This window comes from Methylobacterium platani (assembly GCF_001653715.1).
Lineage (GTDB): Bacteria > Pseudomonadota > Alphaproteobacteria > Rhizobiales > Beijerinckiaceae > Methylobacterium > Methylobacterium platani.
In genome coordinates, this window is record NZ_LWHQ01000026.1 from 15,716 (window position 1) to 34,982 (window position 19,267).

Here is a 19,267-nt window from a genome sequence, read left to right on the forward strand (position 1 = left end):
CCGCCGCGCCGCCGGCGGGCGGCACCCGGCCCGTCCCGCGGCCGGCGCCGGCCGCGGGACGCGATCCCTGATTAACAATATTTTAACCGATTATTATCGAATCAGCATCTACGTCATGATTTATTGTTTTCTAAAAACGTGCATTGACTGAACTGAGTCTCGACTGCTGAGTACCGCTGCGGGATTCGGCGGGAGCGAATCAGAGTCCATGAGCAAGACGATCTCCACCCAGACGATGTCGAGCGTGAGCCGGCGGCGGCTGTTCCAGTCGGGCGCCGCGATGGCGGCGGGGGCGGCCCTGGGGAGCCGGGTTCCCGCCGCGGCGGCCCTCGAGGCGCCGCGGGCGAACGGGCTCGAGGCCCTCGCGCGCGACCTGCGCAACCTGCGCGATCCGCAGGGCCGGCCGAGTCGGCTGATCCGCCCGAACGAGCCGGGATTCCTGGTCGCCGCCTGGCCGAACAACGGCCGCTGGGCCGACGTCTCCCCGCTGGCGATCGCGATGTGCACCGGCGACGAGGCGGTGCGCGCCTGCATCGCCTGGGCGCGCCAGGAGCGCCGGCCCTTCGCGATTCGCTGCGGCGGGCACAACTACGCCGGCTTCTCGACGACCGGCGGCCTGCTGATCGACGTGAAGCCGATGAGCGGAATCGCCATCGACGCGAAGACCGGCCTCGTCACGATCGGCGCCGGCGCCAACAACCAGGACATGGCCGACGCCTTCCGGGCCTCGGGCCTGGCGGTCGCCTCCGGCCGCTGCCCGACGGTCGGCATCAGCGGGCTCACCCTCGGCGGCGGCTGGGGCTTCTCGGCGACGCGCTACGGCCTGACCTGCGACGCGCTCCGGGCGACGGAGGCGGTCACGGCGGATGGCCGCCTGCGCCGGGCCACCGCCAAGGCCGGCGAGGACGACGCCCTGTTCTGGGCCGCTCGGGGCGGCGGCGGCGGCAACTTCGCGGTGCACACCTCGTTCACCTACCAGGCGCACGAGGTGCACGACGTCACGGTGTTCAACATCGTGTGGCCGGCCGAGCGGCAGGTCGAGCTGATGCTGGACCTGCAGGAGATCCAGCTCGCCCATCCCGACCTGATCTCGACCCGCAGCAAGATGGCCCCGGCGAATGCCGGCAAGGTCACCCGCGGCGCACTGCACGTGCAGACCCTCGGCCAGTTCTTCGGCCCGCCGGACAAGCTGCGGGAGCTGCTGGCCGGGCCCCTCGGCCGGGTGGCGCCGATGGTCTGCGAGATCAACGGGATGAACTACTGGGCCGCCCGCGACTACCTCGTCACGGACGACCCGATCGGGCTCTACGACATCCGGTCGAGCTACGTCGCGGGCCGGCTCGGCGGCGCGGGCCTGGAGCGGATGATCGGCTGGATGGAGCGATGGCCGGGCGGGTCGCTGCGGCAGGACAACATGGGCATCCTGTTCGCCGCCGGCGGCAAGGTGAAGGCGGTCGGGACGACCGAAACCGCCTACGTCCACCGCAAGTCCGATTTCATCGTCGAGATGGAGGCGTCCTGGAGCCCGCTCGACACGCCCGAGGTCGTCGCCGCGCAGCAGCGCTGGCTCACGGCCTACTTCGCCGACATGCAGGACTTCGTGCAGAAGGAATCCTACGTCAACTTTCCCAGCCGAGACCTGCCGAACTGGCTCGACGCCTATTACGGCGAGAACGTCGCGCGGCTGCGGACGATCAAGCTCCAGTACGACCCGGACAACGTCTTCCGGTTCCCGCAGAGCATCCCGCTGCCCCAGGCGACGAAGTAGGAACCGGCCTCGACCGGCCCGGGACGAAAAAAGGGGCCGGATCGCTCCGGCCCCCCTTCTTTCCCCTGTCTGAACCGCGATCGTCTCAGAGCGAGTAGTAGTTCACGAACTCGATCGGGTGCGGGGTCATCTCGTAGCGCATCACCTCGGTCATCTTCAGCTCGATGAACGAGTCGATGAAGTCGTCGTTGAACACGCCGCCGGCCTTGAGGAACTCGCGGTCGGCGTCGAGGCTGTTGAGCGCCTCACGGAGCGAGCCGCACACGGTCGGGATCTCCTTGAGCTCCGCCGGGGGCAGGTCGTAGAGGTCCTTGTCCATGGCCGGACCGGGATCGATCTTGTTGGCGATGCCGTCGAGGCCGGCCATCAGCAGGGCCGCGAAGGCGAGGTAGGGGTTCGCCATCGGGTCGGGGAAGCGGACCTCGACGCGCTTGGCCTTCGGCGAGGTCGTCCACGGGATCCGGCACGAGGCCGAGCGGTTGCGGGCCGAGTAGGCCAGCAGCACCGGCGCCTCGTAGCCCGGGACCAGGCGCTTGTAGGAGTTGGTCGACGGGTTGGTGAAGGCGTTGAGCGCCTTGGCGTGCTTGATGACGCCGCCGATGTACCACAGGCACTCCTGCGACAGGTCGGCGTACTTGTTGCCGGCGAAGACCGGCTTGCCGTCCTTCCAGATCGACTGGTGGACGTGCATGCCCGAGCCGTTGTCGCCGTAGACCGGCTTCGGCATGAAGGTCGCGGTCTTGCCGTAGCTCTGGGCGACGTTGTGGATGCAGTACTTGTAGATCTGCATCTGGTCGGCCATCAGGGTCAGCGTGTCGAACTTCATGCCCAGCTCGTGCTGGGCCGAGGCGACCTCGTGATGGTGCTTCTCGACCTTGACGCCCATCGACTGCATGGCGGCCAGCATCTCGCCGCGCATGTCCTGGGCCGAATCCTGCGGCGGGACCGGGAAGTAGCCGCCCTTGATCTGGACGCGGTGGCCGAGGTTGCCGCCCTCGTACTCGGTCTGGCCGTTGATCGGCAGCTCGACCGAATCCAGCTTGAAGCCGGTGTGGTACGGATCGGCGGAGAAGCGGACGTCGTCGAAGACGAAGAACTCGGCCTCGGGGCCGACGAAGATGGTGTCGCCGACGCCGCTCGCCTTGACGAAGGCCTCGGCCTTCTTGGCGATGCCGCGCGGATCGCGGCTGTAGGGCTCGCCGGTCGAGGGCTCGAGCACGTCGCAGACGATCGACATCGTCGAGGCGGAGAAGAACGGATCCATGCAGGCGGTCGCCGGGTCCGGCATCAGCAGCATGTCGGACTCGTTGATCGCCTTCCAGCCGGCGATCGACGACCCGTCGAACATCGTGCCCTCGGCGAAGATGTCCTCGTCGACCAGCGACACGTCGAACGTGACGTGCTGCCACTTGCCCCGCGGATCGGTGAAGCGGAAATCGACGTACTTGACGTCGTTTTCCTTGATTTCCTTGAGGACGTCCGTCGCGGTCTTAGACATTCTCGTCTGATCCCTTCCTAGAACGGTGTTCTGGCCACCATGAAGCCGCGGTCCTGGGGGTCAGGCCGCGGTTTTCGTCGCTGCAGAGAAGGCGGAGCGTCAGATCGCGTCCGACCCGGTCTCGCCGGTGCGGATGCGGATCGCTTCCTCGATCGAGGAGACGAAGATCTTGCCGTCGCCGATGCGGCCGGTCTGGGCCGACTTGCGGATCGCCTCGACCGCGCCGTCCACCAGCGTGTCGGGCAGCACGATCTCGAGCTTCACCTTGGGCAGGAAGTCGACCACGTACTCGGCGCCCCGATAGAGCTCCGTGTGGCCCTTCTGGCGGCCGAAGCCCTTGGCCTCGATCACCGTGATGCCCTGGAGGCCGACCTCCTGCAGGGCCTCCTTCACCTCGTCGAGCTTGAAGGGCTTGATGATCGCTTCGATCTTCTTCATGCCGGGCGGGCCTGGTCTGCAACGGTTCCGGCGGCATTCCTAGCATCGCGCCGCGCCGACCGCCACGGGGGATTTCCCGGGAGCGGACCGGGATTGCCCAACAATTAATCAATTGCTGCGCGTTTGTTGCGCAATCCGCCGTTCCCAAGTCCGGCGCCGCGGCAAAGCTGCCGCTGCCCGGGCGCTACCCGGAGTATGATGCGATGGCCGGCACCGAGCTGCTCACCACCGACGAGATGCGACGGGCCGATGCCGCGGCGATCGGTGCCGGCACGCCGGGACTGACGCTGATGCACCGGGCCGGCGCGGCGGTCGCCGAGCGGGCCCGGGCCCTGGCCGGCGGCGGCCGGATCCTCGTCCTGTGCGGGCCGGGCAACAACGGCGGCGACGGGTTCGTGGCCGCGCGCCTGCTGGCCGAGGCCGGCGCGACCGTCGCGGTCGCGCTGCTCGGATCGCGCGACGCGCTCGCGGGCGACGCGGCGGCGGCCGCCGCGGAATGGAGCGGCCCGGTGACGGCGGCGGCCGGCGCCGACCCGGCGGGCGTCGCCCTGGTGATCGACGCGCTGTTCGGCGCGGGCCTCGCCCGCCCGCTCGACGGCGAGGCGGCGCTCCTCGTCGCGCGGATCGGCGAGGCCGGGGTGCCAGTGCTCGCCGTCGACGTACCCTCGGGGCTCGACGGCGATACCGGCGCCGCCCGCGGCGCGATCCTTCCCGCGACCGAGACCGTGACCTTCGTGCGGCGCAAGCCCGGCCACCTGCTCCTGCCCGGCCGGCACCTGTGCGGGCCGGTGACGGTCGCCGATATCGGCATCGCCGACGCGGTGGTGGCGGGAATCGGGGCAACGGCCCACGTCAACGGGCCGGATCTGTGGGGCGGCGCCTTTCCCCGCCTCGCCGAGGACGGCCACAAGTACACGCGCGGCCACGCGGTGGTGCTGTCGGGCCCCGCCCACCGCACCGGCGCGGCCCGGCTCGCCGCCCGCGGGGCGCTGCGGATCGGCGCCGGCCTCGTCACGGTGCTGTCGCCGACGCCGGCACTTCCCGAGAACGCCGCCCACCTCACGGCGATCATGCTGAAGGGCTGCGACGGCGCCGACGACCTCGACGACACGCTCACCGACGAGCGCCTGAACGTCGTCGTCGCCGGCCCGGGCCTCGGCACCGGCGCCCCGACCCGCGACCTCGTGCGGGTCGCCGCCGAGGCCGGCCGCGGCCTCGTCCTCGATGCCGACGCGCTGACGAGCTTCTCGGGCAAGGCCGACGAGCTGGCGCAGATGATCGCCGAGGGTGGAGCGGGCGCCGTCGCGACGCCGCACGAGGGCGAGTTCGCGCGCCTGTTCAGGGGCGTGGCCGCGGTGCCGGCGGAGGGCTCGAAGCTGGCGCGCGCCCGCGCCGCGGCGGCCTATCTCGGCGCGGTCGTGGTGCTGAAGGGGCCCGACACGGTGATCGCCGCCCCCGACGGCCGCGCCGCCATCAATTCCAACGGCACGCCCTGGCTCGGCACCGCCGGCAGCGGCGACGTGCTGTGCGGCTTCACCGGCGGCCTGCTCGCGCAGGGGATGGCGCCGTTCGAGGCCGCCGCCGCCGCGGTCTGGCTCCACGCCGCGGCCGCGCGCCGGCACGGGCCGGGCCTGATCGCGGAAGACCTGCCGGAGCTGATGCCGGCGGTGCTCGGGGATCTGCCGGAGGGGTCGGGTCGGCCGTGAGGCGGGCCGCGCCGGTCTCCCCCGGCGCACCGTCGTCCCGGCGCGAGGCTTGCCGAGAGCCCGGGACGACGCAGCGGGTGTCACGGTGGTGGGAGGTCGCGCCGGGCGCGTCCGCGCCCCTCCCCTCACGCCGCCGCGGCGACCACGCGGTTCCGGCCGTCCTGCTTGGCCTGGTAGAGCGCGAGGTCGGCGCGCTTGAGGATCTGGCCCGGATCGTCGTCCGCCGCCTGGCGGACCGCGACGCCGATCGAGACCGTGACGTCGATGGCGCAGGTGCCGCGCTGGACCTGGAAGGCCGCCGCCTCGATCCGCTCGCGGATGCGCTCGGCGACCTGGCGGGCGGCGTCGAGCCCGGTATCGGGCACCACGACGACGATCTCCTCGCCGCCGTAGCGCGCCACCACGTCGATGCCGCGGGTCTGGCCGCGGATGCGGGTGGCGAATTCCTTGAGCACCTCGTCCCCGGCATCGTGGCCGAAGCGGTCGTTGATCGACTTGAAGCGGTCGATGTCGAGGATCAGCAGCGCCACGGGCCGGTCGCGCAAGGAAGGCTCGGAGAACAGGCCGGCGAGGTAGCTGTCGAGGTAGCGCCGGTTGTGCAGGCCGGTGAGCCCGTCGGTGACGGCGAGGTCCATCGAGGCCTGGACCGACTCGCGCAGCGAGTGCGAGAACCGCCGGCGCTTCACCTGGGTGCGGACCCGCGCGACGAGCTCGTTGCGGTCGATCGGGCGGACCAGGTAGTCGTGGACGCCGAGATCGAGGCCGCGCATGATCCGGGCGCGGTCGTGCGGATCGGCCAGCATCACCACCGGCACCGTGCGGGTGCGGTCGAGGGAGCGCAGCTGGCTGCACAGGCGCAGGCCGTCATGCTCCTGCAGGTCGAGGCTCACCAGCACCACGTCGTAGTCGCCGGCCTTGACCCGCTCCAGCGCCTCCTGCGGCGAGGCCACCGCCTCGACGCAATGGTACTGGCCGAGCGCCGCCGCCAGCCGCTCGGCGGAGGAGCGGCGATCCTCGACGATCAGCACGTTGGCGTTGTGGCCAGTCTCGGCGGTGGCGGCCGCCAGGGGATCGCCGACGCGCGAGGCCATGGCGCGGCTGCGCAGCTCGTCGGTCACCGCCTTCAGGCGCACCAGGCTGCGCACCCGGGCCATCAGGGCGGTGTCGTCGATCGGCTTGGTCAGGAAATCGTCGGCGCCCGCGTCGAGCCCGCGCAGGCGGTCGCCCGGCTGGTCGAGGGCGGTCACCATCACCACCGGCAGGTGGGCGGTCGTCGGCGTCGACTTGATCCGGCGGCAGACCTCGAACCCGTCCATGCCCGGCATCATCACGTCGAGCAGCACGATGTCGCACAGGCCCTTCTCGCACACCGCGAGCGCGTCGGGCCCGTTCATCGCCGAGACGACGTCGAAATACTCGACGGTCAATTTCGTCTCGAGCAATTTAATATTCGGAAACAGGTCGTCGACGATGAGAACGCGTGCCGACATGGAAGGTCAGGCCTCTCAGCTCTGGATCAGCTCTGGCGCTCGTCGCCGACATAGGTGCGCACCGTCGCGAGGAACTTCGCGACCGAGATGGGCTTCGACAGGTAGGCCTCGCAGCCCCCCTCGCGGATGCGCTCCTCGTCACCCTTCATGGCGAAGGCCGTGATGGCGATCACCGGGATGCCCTTGAGCTCATCGTCCTCCTTGAGCCATTTAGTGACCTCGAGGCCCGAGACCTCGGGGAGCTGAATGTCCATCAGGATCAGGTCCGGCCGATGCCGGCGCGCCAGCTCGATCGCCTCGATCCCGTTGGCCGTCTTGAGGGTCGCGTAGCCGTGAGCCTCCAACAGGTCGTTGAAGAGCTTCATGTTCAGCTCGTTATCCTCGACGATGAGCACCGTTTTCGTCATGGCTCACTGTCCCCGGCGCTCCAGCGGCCCGCGTCACACCCGGCAGCAAACCGGACCCGCAACACTGTTAAGCGGCACATGTTGATGAAACGCAAATTCGATGGATTGGCCAGGGGGTCCGATCCCCGTGGCGGAGTGCTGAGTGAATCCGCCGCGGAGGCCCTGGGAACCCGCGTCTTCGGCTACGTCACCGGCGAGCCGGGGCGCCTGCTGCGGTTCATGGAGACCTCCGGCCTCTCGCCGGACGCGCTGCGGCAGGCCGCCGGCAGCCCGGAGCTCATCGCCGGCCTCCTCGACCACGTGGTGGCGGACGAGGAGCTGCTCGTGGCCTGTGCGGGCGCCCTCGAGGTCTCGCCCGAGCGGATCACCCAGGCGTGGCGCCGCCTCGGGCCGCCGGAGTTCAGCGAGTGAGCCGGGCGCGCCGATGAGGACGGGGAGCGCCGCCTTCTGCCGCGATTGCGGCGCGACCGGCCCGGACGCGCCGGGATCCCGCTGCCGGGCCTGCGGCTCACCGCGCCTCCTCGCCCATCCCGAGCGCGACGCGCTCGCCATCGCGCACGTCGATTGCGACGCCTTCTACGCCGCGGTCGAGAAGCGCGACGACCCCTCCCTGCGCGACCGGCCGCTGATCATCGGCGGCGGGCGGCGGGGCGTCGTCTCGACCGCCTGCTACATCGCGCGCATCCGCGGCGTGCATTCGGCGATGCCGATGTTCCGCGCCCTCGAGGCCTGCCCGGACGCGGTGGTGCTGCGGCCCGACATGGAGAAGTACGCCCGGGTCGGCCGGGAGGTGCGGGCGATGATGCAGGCGCTGACGCCGCTGGTCGAGCCGGTCTCGATCGACGAGGCCTTCCTCGACCTGTCCGGCACCGAGCGGCTGCACGGCGCCGCGCCGGCCGTGACCCTGGCGCGCTTCGCCCGCAGGGTCGAGGCGGAGATCGGCATCACCGTCTCGGTCGGGCTCGCCCCCAACAAGTTCCTGGCCAAGATCGCCTCCGACCTCGAGAAGCCGCGCGGCTTCTCGATCATCGGCCGGGCGGAGGCAGAGGCCTTCCTGGCGCCGCGGCCGGTGCGGATCCTGCCCGGCATCGGCCAGGCCACCGCCGAGCGCCTCGCCGCGCTGGGCATCCGGCGGATCGGCGAGATCGGCCGGGTCGCACCCGAGCGGCTGCAGGCCGCGCTCGGGCGCGACGCCGCGCGGCTGCGCGCGCTCGCCCGCGGCGAGGATCCGCGCCGGGTCCAGCCCGTGCGCGAGACGAAGAGCATCTCGGGCGAGACCACCTTCGCCGAGGACCTGCGCGCCTTCGAGGACCTGCGGCCGGTGCTGTGGCGGCTGTGCGAGACGGTGGCGCGGCGCCTGAAGCGGGCCGAGCTCGCCGCCGGCAGCGTCACCCTGAAGCTGAAGGACCGGGATTTCCGCCTGCGCACCCGCACCCGCTCGGGGCTGGCGCCGACGCAGGTCGCCGAGCGGCTGTTTCGCCCGGCCGAGGCGCTGCTGCGCGAGGCCTGCGACGGCACCGCCTTCCGGCTGATCGGGATCGGGGCCGGCGACCTGTGCGGCGCGGCCCATGCCGACCGGGGCGACCTCGCCGACGTCTCGGCCGTCCGCGAGGCCCGCCGGGCCGCGGCGATCGACGCCCTGCGCGACCGCTTCGGCGCGGCGGCGGTGCAGCGCGGGCTCGGCTTCGCACCGCAGGACGGAAATCCGTCCGGCGGAGGTGCGCGCAAGGGGCCGCCCGGCAAGCGGCCGCCCGGAGAGGCCCCGCCCGGCAAAGGGCCGCCGGAGCGAGGATCGCGCTAGGCGGCCCGGCAGTCCGCTCGCCGGACCCCGTGGCCGCCCGCTCGGCCGCCCGCTCGGCCGTCCGCTCGGCCGTCCGCTCGGCAGCCGGTCAGGGCTTGCAGTCCTTGCTCTCCGGCAGGAGGTCGATGCGCGAGAGCTCGCCCTTGAGGGAGAACTCGCCGTAATCGAGGCGCAGCGCCCCGCTCACGCCGTTCTCGTAGAGGTCGAAGGCGAGGACGTAGACGGGCGTGCGCTCCCCCTCCCCCGGCGAGAAGTAGCTGAGCGTCACCGGCCAGTGCGGCATCGCCGCCATCGCGCCGTCGCGCAAGGGGGCGTCGACGGGCACGGAGGCCGGCTTCGGCGCGTCCGGCTTGGTCGCGTCGGGTTTGGCCGGATCGGATTTGGCCGCATCGGCCGCGACGGCGCGTTGCGGGCCGATCACCGCCAGGGTGTCGTAGACCTTGCGGCCGTCATCCGACCCGTCGAACACCTTCACGGCGACGGTGGTCTGCCCGGCGCGGGCGGCCTCGATCAGCCGGCGCATGTGGGCGGCGGGAAACAGCACCTCGCCGGGCACCGCCATCTCGCCGCGCTTGGGCTGCTTGAGGGTGACGTCGACGCCGTTGGCCGAGCGCTCGGCGCTGCCGTCGACCGGGGCGGCGGCCTTGCCGTTGAGGTCGGACTGGGTGCGGAAGCGGAAGCTGCGCCCGTCGCCGCTCTCGAAGGTGGTGTTGCGCAGGTCGGAGGTGCGGGTGCCGCTCTCCGAGCTCTCCAGCACCGTCACCTGCCGGTACTGCAGGGCGAAGCCCTTGCAGGAATCGCCGGAGAAATCGAACACGATCCGGCCCCGGGCGCCCTCGACCGCGCGGGTGCCGGAACTGCCGGACAGCGACAGGTCGTAGACGGCGCGGTGGGGCGCGAGATGCACGGCCTCGGCCGCCAAGGCGGACGGCGAGAGCGCGAGCAGGACGCACGCGAGGAGTGATCGCATGAGGTCTCCCGGGGCGGCCGCCGGTGCTGGCGTCGGCCTGTTGGCCTTCCCAAGATAGGCCCCGCCCCGACGCCCGGCAACGTGACGCCCGGCGACAGGGCGCCGGCACCGGGATCGGCCGGGGCGTGGCGTCATTGCCACGCTTGCTCGAACACGGCGCCCTCAATCAGGGATTGAGCGTGCCCGACGTGGCGCCGCCCCCTCGCCGCGACCGGTCCGGCCGGGCCGCGAAATCCGCCGGCGCCCGGTGCAAACGCCGGGCGGACAAGAGATTTTTCCGCCCCCGGAGCGATCCGGACACTGCCGTGCGGCCGGCCGGCAATGCAACTTGAGCGCGATGGGACGGGACGCCCGCCGCGGGGAAAAACCGACACCCGGGGGGGCCGGACTCTTGCGCGGGTGTTAGGCCGTCCTGTAGGTTCACCCCGTCGCCACCGCCCGAGGCGTGGCGGCGATCACCAGCAGGATCGGACGGACTGAACGCGCGGTCGAACGGCGGACCGCTCGCGTCTGCGCGTCGATTCCATGGGTGATGTCGGGGGAGTGGAGGCGGCGATGGTGGATGCGGGCCCGAGCTGGACGAAGGAGCGCGTCGAGCTTCTCACGCGGCTGTGGAGCGACGGCCTGAGCGCCAGCCAGATCGCGGCCGAGATCGGCGGCGTCTCCCGCAACGCGGTCATCGGCAAGGTCCACCGCCTCGGCCTCGCCGGCCGCGTGGTGCGGGCGAACGGTGCGTCCCAGGCCGCCGGGCGCCGGCCTCGGGGCGAGGCCGATTCGTCCATTGCCCTCGTCGCGGGTTCGCAGACCGTCCTCGCGCCCGCGCCGCCGTCGCTGGCCCTCGTGCCGAGCCACGCTTCCGCGGCGTCCGACCCGGTCGCGCTGCCGGAAAGCGTCCGCGTCACCATCATGGAGCTGCGGGAATTCATGTGCCGCTGGCCGATGGGCGACCCGTCCACGCCGGATTTCCGCTTCTGCGGCGACCGCGCGATCACCGGCCTGCCCTACTGCACCCACCACAGCCGCATCGCCTACCAGCCCGCCGCCGAGCGCAAGCGCGACCGCCGGGCCGTCGGGTTCCGATAGCAAGATGCCTCGGCAAGCGGCGGCCCGCCGCTTGCCGATGGGTGGACGATATCGTTCAAATCCTAACGATTCCTGTCCGGCGGCTCGGCCGGACCTGCGCGAAACTCCGGCCCGGTTCAAGCCCGGCCCGGCGCCTCGCCCTCACGCATCCGGCGCGAACATCTCGTCGAACGAGTAGCCCGAGCCGCGCACCGTGCGGATCGGGTCGCTGTCGCGGCCGCGGTTGATCGCCTTGCGCAGGCGGCCGATATGCACGTCGACGGTGCGCTCGTCGATGTAGACGTCGTGGCCCCAGACGCCGTCGAGGAGCTGCTCGCGGGAGAAGACCCGGCCGGGGCTCTGCATCAGGAACTCGAGCAGCTTGAACTCGGTCGGGCCGAGATGCAGCTCGCGGCCGTCGCGGCGGACGCGGTGGCTGACCCGGTCGAGCTCGATGTCGCCGGCGACGAGCAGGTCGGCGACGTGGGCGGGCTTCGCGCGGCGCAGCAGCGCCCGCACCCGCGCCAGCAACTCGGGCACCGAGAACGGCTTGACGATGTAGTCGTCGGCCCCGGTGGCCAGGCCCCGCACCCGGTCGCCTTCCTCGCCGCGGGCCGTCAGCATGATGACCGGCAGCCGCTCGGTCTCGCGGCGGGCGCGGATGCGCCGGCACAGCTCGATGCCGGACAGGCCGGGCATCATCCAGTCGAGGAGGACGAGGTCCGGCACCTGCTCGCGCAGGCGGATGTCGGCCTCGTCGCCCCGGGCCACGGCGTCGACCTCGAAGCCTTCGGCCTCGAGGTTGTAGCGCAGGAGCAGGGTGAGGGCCTCTTCGTCCTCGACGATCAGGATGCGGGTGCTCATCGGGGGTGCTTCGAGGTGGGGAGGGCGAGACCGGGCCCGGGCGGTGGACGAGCCCGCCGGGCTCGCGCCCGGGGGCCGGCCGGTCAGGCCTCGGTGTGGTTGTCGAGGGTGGCGAAGCTCGAACGGTCGTTCTTCGGGCGCTCGGTCGCGAGGGTCTCGCCGGTGGCGAGGTAGTGGATCGTCTCGGCGATGTTGGTGGTGTGGTCGCCGATGCGCTCGACGTTCTTGGCGCAGAACAGCAGGTGCGTGCAGAACGTGATGTTGCGCGGATCCTCCATCATGTAGGTCAGGAGCTCGCGGAACAGCGAGGTGTAGAGCGCGTCGATGCCGCCGTCGCGGGCCCAGACGTCGAGGGCCGCCACGGTGTCCTGGGTGGCGTAGGCGTCGAGCACGTCCTTGAGCTGGCCCTGGACCAGCTCGTTCATGTGCTCCACGCCGACGACGATCTTCTGCAGCTGGACCTGGTCGCTGATCGCGACGACGCGCTTGGCGACGTTCTTGGCGAGGTCGCCGATACGCTCGAGGTCGCCCGAGACGCGGATCGCCGAGATCGTCTCGCGCAGGTCGACGGCCATCGGCTGGCGCTTGGCGATCAGCAGGATCGCCTTCTCCTCGATCTCGCGCTGCAGCCCGTCGAGGCGCTGGTCGACGGCGATCACCGCCTGGGCGAGGGCGGCGTCGCGGCGCAAGAGCGCCTGGCCGGAATCGGCCACCATCTTCTCGGCGATGCCGCCCATCTCGGCGATGCTGCGCCGCAGGTTCTGCAACTCCTGATCGTAGGAGGTGACGATGTGGCTCGACATGGGAAGCTCCTCGCGATGAGGTGGAGCAAGGACGGGGCGGAACGAACGCCTGGGCCGGCCCGGTTCGCCGGGCCGGCGGATCGGGGCGGGACGCCTCAGCCGAACCGGCCGGTGATGTAGTCCTGGGTCTGGCGCTTCGTCGGGTTCATGAACAGCCGGTTGGTCGGGCCGAACTCGACCAGCTCGCCGAGATACATGAAGGCGGTGAACTGCGAGATGCGCGCCGCCTGCTGCATGTTGTGGGTGACGATGGCGATGGTGAACTCGGTCCGCAGTTGCTCGATCAGCTCCTCGATGCGGCCGGTCGAGATCGGGTCGAGGGCCGAGGTCGGCTCGTCGAACAGGATCACCTCCGGGCGCTGCGCCACCGTGCGGGCGATGCAGAGGCGCTGCTGCTGGCCGCCGGACAGGCCCATGCCGGACTGCCTGAGCTTGTCCTTCACCTCGTCCCACAGCGCGCCCTTGCGCAGGGCCTCCTCGACGCGGACGTCGAGGTCGGCCTTGCCGAGGCGCTCGTAGAGCCGGATGCCGAACGCGATGTTGTCGTAGATCGACATCGGGAACGGGGTCGGCTTCTGGAACACCATGCCGACCCGGGCGCGCAGCTCGTTGAGGTCGATCGACGGGTCCAGGATGTTGCGGCCGTCGAGCAGGATCTGCCCTTCGGCGCGCTGATCGGGGTAGAGGCTGTAGATGCGGTTGAAGGTGCGCAGCAACGTCGACTTGCCGCAGCCCGACGGCCCGATCAGCGCCGTGACCTGGCGGTCGAGGAAGTTGAGGTTGATGTTCTTCAGGCCCTTGAAGTCGCCGTAGTAGAAGTTGAGGTCCTTCACGGCGAGGCGGATCGCGGCGGCTTCGTCGGCCGTGCTCTGGCCCACGACCGGCGCGGCGGTGGCGGTGGCGCTCATCGGTGTGTCTCCGGGCAGGAGCATTTTTCGACGACGGTCGTCGAAGAAAATGCGGCAAAGTCGGATGCGGGGGACAGCGTCCGGTCGCGGAACGACCGGACGCTGCTGGACATGGCGGTCAGCGCCCCTTCGGGCCGCTCAGGACGAGGCGGGCCACGATCGACAGGCCCAGGATGGTGACGGTGATGAGGAGCGCGCCGGCCCAGGCCAGCTGGCGCCAGTTCTCGTAGGGCGAGAGCGCGAACTGGTAGATCATCACCGGCAGGTTCGCGACGCCGCCCATCAGGTTGGGGCTGAACCAGGAATTGTTGTTGAGCGCGGTGAACAGCAGCGGCGCGGTCTCGCCGGCGATGCGGGCGAGCGCCAGCAGCACGCCGGTGACGATGCCCGACTGCGCCGCCCGCCAGGTGACGCTGCGGATCACGATCGAGGTCGGCGCGCCGAGCGCCGCGCCGGCCTCGCGCAGGGTGCCGGGCACCAGGCGCAGCATGTCCTCGGTGGTGCGCACGATCACCGGCGTGGCGATGATCGCGAGCGCGACGCCGCCGGCCCAGCCCGAATAGCCGCCCATCGGCCGCACCATCAGGGTGTAGACGAACAGGCCGATCAGGATCGAGGGCGCCGAGAGCAGGATGTCGTTGAGGAAGCGGATCAGGTTGGCGAGGTGCGAGGCGCGGCCGTACTCGGCGAGGTAGGTGCCGGCGAGCACGCCGACGGGTGTGGCCACCACGATGCCGAGCGCCGTCATCACGAGGCTGCCGAGGATCGCGTTGGCGATGCCGCCGCCGGCGGAGCCGGGACCGGGGGTGACCTGGGTGAACAGGGCCGGCGAGAAGCCCTGCACGCCCTGGACGATCAGCATCAGGAGGATCGAGCCGAGCACGAGGGCGCCGAGCACGGTGGCGCCCGTGCAGGCGACGATCAGGAGCTTGTCGGCGGAGCGGCGGCTCGCGCGGACCCGGCCCCAGCTCTGGGCGGCCGGAGCGCTCGGGGCGCCCGGGGCGGAGGCCGACACCGCGGCGGGAGAGGCGTTCATCGGGAAGCGTCCTGCGGGCTACGGGGTCAGGCCACCTTCGCGCGGCGCACCAGCAGCCGGGCGATGATGAGCACGATGAAGGTGACGACGAACAGGATGCAGCCGAGCGCCATCAGCGAGCTGAGCTGGAGGCCGTCGGCCTCGTTGAACTCGTTGGCGATGCGGGACGCGATGGTCGAGCCCGGATCGAAGATCGAGGCCGAGAGCCGGTTGGCGTTGCCGATCACGAAGGTGACCGCCATCGTCTCGCCGAGCGCGCGGCCGAGGCCCAGCATGATCGCCCCGATGATCGAGACCGAGGCCTGCGGGATCAGGACGTGGCGCACGACCTCCCAGGTGGTGCAGCCGATGCCGTAGGCGCTCTCGCGCAGCACCGTCGGGATCTGGTCGAGCATGTCGCGGGTGATCGAGGCGACGAAGGGCACGATCATGATCGCCAGGATGATGCCGGCGGTGAGCACGCCGACGCCGGACGGCACCTGGGCGTAGAACAGGGTGCCGACGATCGGCATGCCCTCGACGAGGTTCGAGACCGGGATCTGCACGAAGCGCGCGAAGAGCGGCGCGAAGACGAACAGGCCCCACATGCCGTAGATGATGCTCGGCACGGCGGCGAGCAGCTCGATCGTCATCGCGACCGGGCGGCGGGCCCAGCCGGGGCAGAGCTGGGTCAGGTAGATCGCGATGCCGAGCGAGACCGGCACGCCGATGACGAGGGCGAGCAGCGCCGAGACCAGGGTGCCGATGATGGCGACGAGCGCGCCGTACTGCTCGCGGCCGACGTTCCAGGCGCTCGAGACCAGGAAGCCCGGGCCGAATTCCCGGAAGGCGGGCCAGCCGCCATACGCGATCGAGCCCAGGATTCCGGCGAGCACCGCGAGGACCAGCAGCGCCGACGCGAAGGCGGCCGTGCGGAACAGGCGGTCGCCCGCGGGGCTGGGGGGGCGGCGGGCGATTTCGGGCCTCGCCGCCACAGCGACGTTCTCAGACAACGCGACCATCCGGGTTTCCCTTGAGGTGAGCGGCCTTTAGCGCGCTCGGCGGATCGACGCGAGTCGGACGCGATCCGGCGGCCCTCGGGCGGCGGGATCGCGGCTTCGCTCGAGCGCCGCGCGGGCCCGGATCCGGGCCGGCGGAGGAAGGAGGGCGGGACGATCCCGCCCTCCCGGGTGTCGGGCTGCGGCTCAGTTGGCGAGGACGGGCTTGCCGTCCTTGCCGACGATCGCCTTCCACTCGTCCTCGACCTGGCCGACGACCTTCTCGGGCAGCGGCACGTAGTCGAGGGCGGTCGCCATCTGGCCGCCGTTCTTGTAGGTCCAGCGGAAGAACTTCAGCACCTCGGCGGTGCGGGCCGCGTCGGCCGGCTGCTTGTAGACCAGGATGAAGGTCGCGGCGGTGATCGGCCAGGCCTTCGGCCCGGGCTGGTTGGTCAGCGAGATGCCGAAGCCCGGGGCGGCTTTCCAGTCGGCGCCGGCGGCGGCGGCCTGGAACGACTCGTCGCCCGGCATCGGGTACTGGCCGTCCTTGTTCTGGATCAGGGCCACCGGCAGGTTGTTCTGCTTGGCGTAGGCGTACTCGACGTAGCCGATGGCGTTCGGGACCTGCTTGACGACCGCCGTGACGCCCTCGTTGCCCTTGCCGCCCTGGCCGGCCGGCCAGCTGACCGTGGTCGAGGCGCCGAGCTCGGACTTCCAGGCCGGCGACACGTCCGACAGGTAGGTGGTGAAGATGTTGGTGGTGCCCGAGGCGTCCGACCGGTAGACCGGGGTGATCGGCGCGTCGGGCAGCTTCACGCCCTCGTTGAGCTTGGCGACCTTCGGGTCGGACCACTTCTTGATCTTGCCCTGGTAGATCTCGGCCAGGACCTCGCCGGTCAGCTTGACCTCGCCGGGCTTGACGCCCGCGATGTTCACCACCGGCACGACGCCGCCCATCACGGTCGGGAACTGGACGAGGCCGTCCTTGGTCAGGGTGTCGCCCTTCAGCGGCGCGTCGGTGGCGCCGAAATCGACGGTCTTGGCGACGATCTGCTTGATGCCGCCGCCCGAGCCGATCGACTGGTAGTTGAGGCCGTTGCCGGTCTCCTTGCGGTAGGCCTCGGCCCACTTCGAGTAGACCGGGAACGGGAAGGTGGCGCCGGCGCCGGTGATGTCGAGGGCGAGCGCCGAGGTGGCGATCTGGGCGGTCGCGAGCCCGATGGCGAGCGCGTAGGAGAAGGGCTTCACTGGTATCTCCATATTCGAATCGGTCCGGCACGACGGGGCGGGCGAACCTGCTTGCCCGCATCATGCGCGTCGACGGCCGGTGGGACCCGACAGGTCTCCCCGTGCCGCCTCGGACTGTGTCCCGATCGTTGCCGGGACCTCCGCCGCGGCGCGAGGGATACGCCCGGCGCGACGCCGGCCCTATGACGATCCCATGACACTTGGATGACATGGACCGCCCGGATGCGACCGTTCGCCCGCCTCGCGCGTTGGGGCGACGAGAGATCGCCGGGATCGGACCCGGATTTTTTACCCAGGTTCATGGTCACAGGACTCAGCCCCGTGCACAACCTCGACACGACGACCGACGGGCGGCCGGACGCGGCCGAGCCTCCGGACGAGGCCCGCCACGACGACGATCCCGGCCGCCGGGAGCTGATGGCGCTCCACGCCGAGCGGACGGCGATCGAGCAGCGCCTCGCCCGCGCCGAGCAGGAGCGGCTCTACCTCGCCGACCCGGCGGCGGCCGCCGCCGCCCAGGCGGCGGAGGAGACGCTGCTCGCCGACCTCGACCGCGTCATGACCCGGATCCGCGCCGCAGAGTACCGCAGCCAGCCCGGCGCCAGGACCTGGTAGGAACCGAATCGATAGCGACCCAATTGGTCGCGCCCGGCCTGCGCGTCGGAACCTCGGCAGTACGAAGCCGTTGCCCCCGCGAGCCGGGCCGGTGGCCCGGACGCGGCCGCGTTCGTGCGGCCGGCGAAGCGGGAGCGGCGGCGATGCGGCGCGAGCGGGGACGAAGTCCGGAGACATCGTGGAACCGGGGGCGGATCTGCTGACCCGCCCGCGGCGATGCGCGCGTCGACAGGCGCGCCGCGCGCCCCAGTTTCCCGCTCGAGGAAGCTCCGGCGGAGTACCACGAGGGCAGCGCCGCACGGCCGCCGCCCCGCCCTCCCCGCTTCACAACGTGAGAGTCGCATGGCGTCCACCGACAATCCCCTCCTCAGCTCCGAAGCCAAGCCCGGCCTGCCGCCGACCGTCCAGGTCCATCTCGGCCGCCAGCTGCGCGCGGCCTACGCGCCCCTCGAGACCGCCGCGACGCCGGAGATCTTCCTCGCGCTGATCGAGCGGCTCGAGGCGGCGCTCGCCGCGCAGGGGCGCGCGGTGGAGCCGGAATTCCGCGAGGGGATGCTGGCCGCCCTGTCGTCGCTGCGCGCCTTCGCGCTGTCGCTCACCAACAACGCCGCCCGGGCCGACGACCTCGTGCAGGACACGATCCTGCGGGCGTGGCAGAACCAGCATCGCTTCCAGCCCGGCACCAACCTGAACGCCTGGCTGTTCACCATCCTGCGCAACGCCTTCTACTCCGAGCAGCGCAAGCGGATGCGCGAGGTCCAGGACGAGGACGGCTCCTACGCCGCGCGCCTGTTCACCGCCCCCGACCAGGGCCACCGCCTCGACGTGCAGGACCTGCGCGCGGGTCTCGCCAAGCTGCCGCCGGACCAGCGCGAGGCGCTGATCCTGGTCGGGGCCGAGGGCCTGTCCTACGAGGAGGTGGCGGGCATCTGCGGCGTGGCGATCGGCACGATCAAGAGCCGCGTCAACCGCGCCCGCAACCGCCTGGCCGAGCTCCTCGGCTACGGCGACGACGACCTGACCGGCGACCGCATGATGCAGTCGGCCATGGGCGAGGGCGTCTGAGGCCTGCGGGGTCCGCCCGAAGCCTCCGGGGACGAGGGCGTCCGCGAGGCCGCGGGCGCCCGTCCCGCCGTCCCAGCCCTTCGCGCCCTGGCCTCGGCACGTCGTGCCGAGGCGTCCGGCGCGGGGGGAAGACAGAGGCCTTGCAGGCTTGCCCAGCGCCCTCGAACGGAACCGTTCGAGGGCGCTGCGGTCTCAGTGGCGGCCGTGGATGAGCCAGCCGAACACGTAGCCGACCGCACCCGCCACCAGCAGCGCGGCGAGGTGCTGGTCGCCGACCTGGCGGGCGACCGCGCGGTTGCCGCGCTCGTAGTAGTCGCGTCCGGTCTCGCGGGCTTGGTCGACATAGTCCGGGGCGGCGTCGGCGAGGTCGCGCATGGTATCCTTGGCCTGGCCGTAGACGGTGCCGGCCGCCCCCGCCGCCTGGTCGGCGAGCCCCTGCGCCTGCGTGCCGGCGTCGCCCGTCCACTCGCCGAGCCGCTGCTGCACCTTGCCGCCGAGCTCCTTGCCGGCGCCGATGATCCGATCGGAATCCATCGCGAATCTCCTTGCTGGCGGACGGTCCGCCTGCGGCCGCCGCTTCCCCCGTCAACGCGCCAGAAGGCCTAACGGCC

At 71.4% G+C, this 19,267-nt stretch carries 19 protein-coding genes; 7 read left to right on the plus strand and 12 right to left on the minus strand.

Translation table 11 applies throughout. The features are described 5' to 3' along the window. Positions 1-208 precede the first annotated feature (208 nt). Positions 209-1,768 carry an FAD-binding oxidoreductase gene (locus tag A5481_RS14430; protein ID WP_197514188.1) on the plus strand — a complete coding sequence of 520 codons (1,560 nt, stop codon included), beginning with the start codon at positions 209-211 and terminating at the stop codon, positions 1,766-1,768. Between the two features lie 85 nt (positions 1,769-1,853). Here A5481_RS14430 and glnA read toward each other — a convergent pair whose 3' ends face one another. Together glnA and A5481_RS14440 are read right to left on the minus strand one after the other, a co-directional pair. Continuing rightward, the gene (gene glnA / locus A5481_RS14435; protein WP_048432229.1) at positions 1,854-3,266 is read right to left on the minus strand and encodes a type I glutamate--ammonia ligase; all 1,413 of its coding nucleotides are present in this window, start codon (positions 3,264-3,266) and stop codon (positions 1,854-1,856) included. A gap of 99 nt (positions 3,267-3,365) precedes the next feature. Then, entirely contained in the window at positions 3,366-3,704 is a 339-nt protein-coding gene (locus tag A5481_RS14440; RefSeq protein ID WP_048427121.1) for a P-II family nitrogen regulator, read from the minus strand. Positions 3,705-3,907: 203 nt separating this feature from the next. Here A5481_RS14440 and A5481_RS14445 point away from each other — a divergent pair, with 203 nt between their 5' ends. Next, a complete protein-coding gene (locus A5481_RS14445) occupies positions 3,908-5,410 on the plus strand; it encodes a bifunctional ADP-dependent NAD(P)H-hydrate dehydratase/NAD(P)H-hydrate epimerase (protein ID WP_048432228.1) in 1,503 nt (500 codons plus the stop codon). A gap of 125 nt (positions 5,411-5,535) precedes the next feature. On the opposite strand, the gene A5481_RS14450 is transcribed toward A5481_RS14445, so the two are convergent. Beyond that, entirely contained in the window at positions 5,536-6,900 is a 1,365-nt protein-coding gene (locus A5481_RS14450) for a PleD family two-component system response regulator (RefSeq protein WP_048432227.1), read from the minus strand. A gap of 26 nt (positions 6,901-6,926) precedes the next feature. Continuing rightward, complete coding sequence (locus A5481_RS14455; protein WP_048432226.1) at positions 6,927-7,307, minus strand: response regulator; 381 nt, start codon at positions 7,305-7,307, stop codon at positions 6,927-6,929. Positions 7,308-7,442: 135 nt separating this feature from the next. Between A5481_RS14455 and A5481_RS14460 the strand changes: the two genes are divergently transcribed. Further along, on the plus strand, positions 7,443-7,718 hold the full coding sequence (locus tag A5481_RS14460) for a DUF3572 domain-containing protein (protein WP_245238628.1): 276 nt from the start codon (positions 7,443-7,445) through the stop codon (positions 7,716-7,718). Between the two features lie 13 nt (positions 7,719-7,731). Then, a complete protein-coding gene (locus tag A5481_RS14465) occupies positions 7,732-9,108 on the plus strand; it encodes a DNA polymerase IV (RefSeq protein ID WP_048432225.1) in 1,377 nt (458 codons plus the stop codon). An 88-nt stretch (positions 9,109-9,196) separates the two neighbouring features. On the opposite strand, the gene A5481_RS14470 is transcribed toward A5481_RS14465, so the two are convergent. Further along, positions 9,197-10,078: a cell envelope integrity EipB family protein gene (locus A5481_RS14470; protein WP_048432224.1), complete on the minus strand. Its 882-nt coding sequence runs from the start codon at positions 10,076-10,078 to the stop codon at positions 9,197-9,199. A 555-nt stretch (positions 10,079-10,633) separates the two neighbouring features. Between A5481_RS14470 and A5481_RS14475 the strand changes: the two genes are divergently transcribed. Beyond that, complete coding sequence (locus tag A5481_RS14475) at positions 10,634-11,161, plus strand: GcrA family cell cycle regulator (protein WP_048432223.1); 528 nt, start codon at positions 10,634-10,636, stop codon at positions 11,159-11,161. Positions 11,162-11,302: 141 nt separating this feature from the next. Here A5481_RS14475 and phoB read toward each other — a convergent pair whose 3' ends face one another. The 6 genes from phoB to pstS form a co-directional block, all read right to left on the minus strand. Beyond that, on the minus strand, positions 11,303-12,004 hold the full coding sequence (gene phoB / locus A5481_RS14480; protein ID WP_048432222.1) for a phosphate regulon transcriptional regulator PhoB: 702 nt from the start codon (positions 12,002-12,004) through the stop codon (positions 11,303-11,305). An 83-nt stretch (positions 12,005-12,087) separates the two neighbouring features. Next, the gene (gene phoU, locus A5481_RS14485) at positions 12,088-12,807 is read right to left on the minus strand and encodes a phosphate signaling complex protein PhoU (protein WP_048432221.1); all 720 of its coding nucleotides are present in this window, start codon (positions 12,805-12,807) and stop codon (positions 12,088-12,090) included. Between the two features lie 95 nt (positions 12,808-12,902). After that, positions 12,903-13,715: a phosphate ABC transporter ATP-binding protein PstB gene (gene pstB / locus A5481_RS14490; RefSeq protein ID WP_048432220.1), complete on the minus strand. Its 813-nt coding sequence runs from the start codon at positions 13,713-13,715 to the stop codon at positions 12,903-12,905. 118 nt (positions 13,716-13,833) lie between these two features. Beyond that, positions 13,834-14,751: a phosphate ABC transporter permease PstA gene (gene pstA / locus A5481_RS14495; protein ID WP_064504006.1), complete on the minus strand. Its 918-nt coding sequence runs from the start codon at positions 14,749-14,751 to the stop codon at positions 13,834-13,836. A 26-nt stretch (positions 14,752-14,777) separates the two neighbouring features. Then, on the minus strand, positions 14,778-15,752 hold the full coding sequence (pstC, locus tag A5481_RS14500; protein WP_048432219.1) for a phosphate ABC transporter permease subunit PstC: 975 nt from the start codon (positions 15,750-15,752) through the stop codon (positions 14,778-14,780). A gap of 183 nt (positions 15,753-15,935) precedes the next feature. Further along, the gene (gene pstS, locus A5481_RS14505) at positions 15,936-16,976 is read right to left on the minus strand and encodes a phosphate ABC transporter substrate-binding protein PstS (RefSeq protein WP_048432218.1); all 1,041 of its coding nucleotides are present in this window, start codon (positions 16,974-16,976) and stop codon (positions 15,936-15,938) included. A 321-nt stretch (positions 16,977-17,297) separates the two neighbouring features. On the opposite strand from pstS, the gene A5481_RS14510 reads away from it, so the two are divergent. After that, positions 17,298-17,591, plus strand: coding sequence for a hypothetical protein (locus tag A5481_RS14510; protein WP_245238625.1), 294 nt, complete (start codon positions 17,298-17,300; stop codon positions 17,589-17,591). A 342-nt stretch (positions 17,592-17,933) separates the two neighbouring features. Continuing rightward, positions 17,934-18,656: a sigma-70 family RNA polymerase sigma factor gene (locus A5481_RS14515; RefSeq protein WP_048432217.1), complete on the plus strand. Its 723-nt coding sequence runs from the start codon at positions 17,934-17,936 to the stop codon at positions 18,654-18,656. 192 nt (positions 18,657-18,848) lie between these two features. Here the strand turns inward: A5481_RS14515 and A5481_RS14520 are convergent, their stop codons facing one another. Next, positions 18,849-19,190, minus strand: coding sequence for a CsbD family protein (locus A5481_RS14520; RefSeq protein WP_048432216.1), 342 nt, complete (start codon positions 19,188-19,190; stop codon positions 18,849-18,851). Positions 19,191-19,267: the final 77 nt, after the last annotated feature.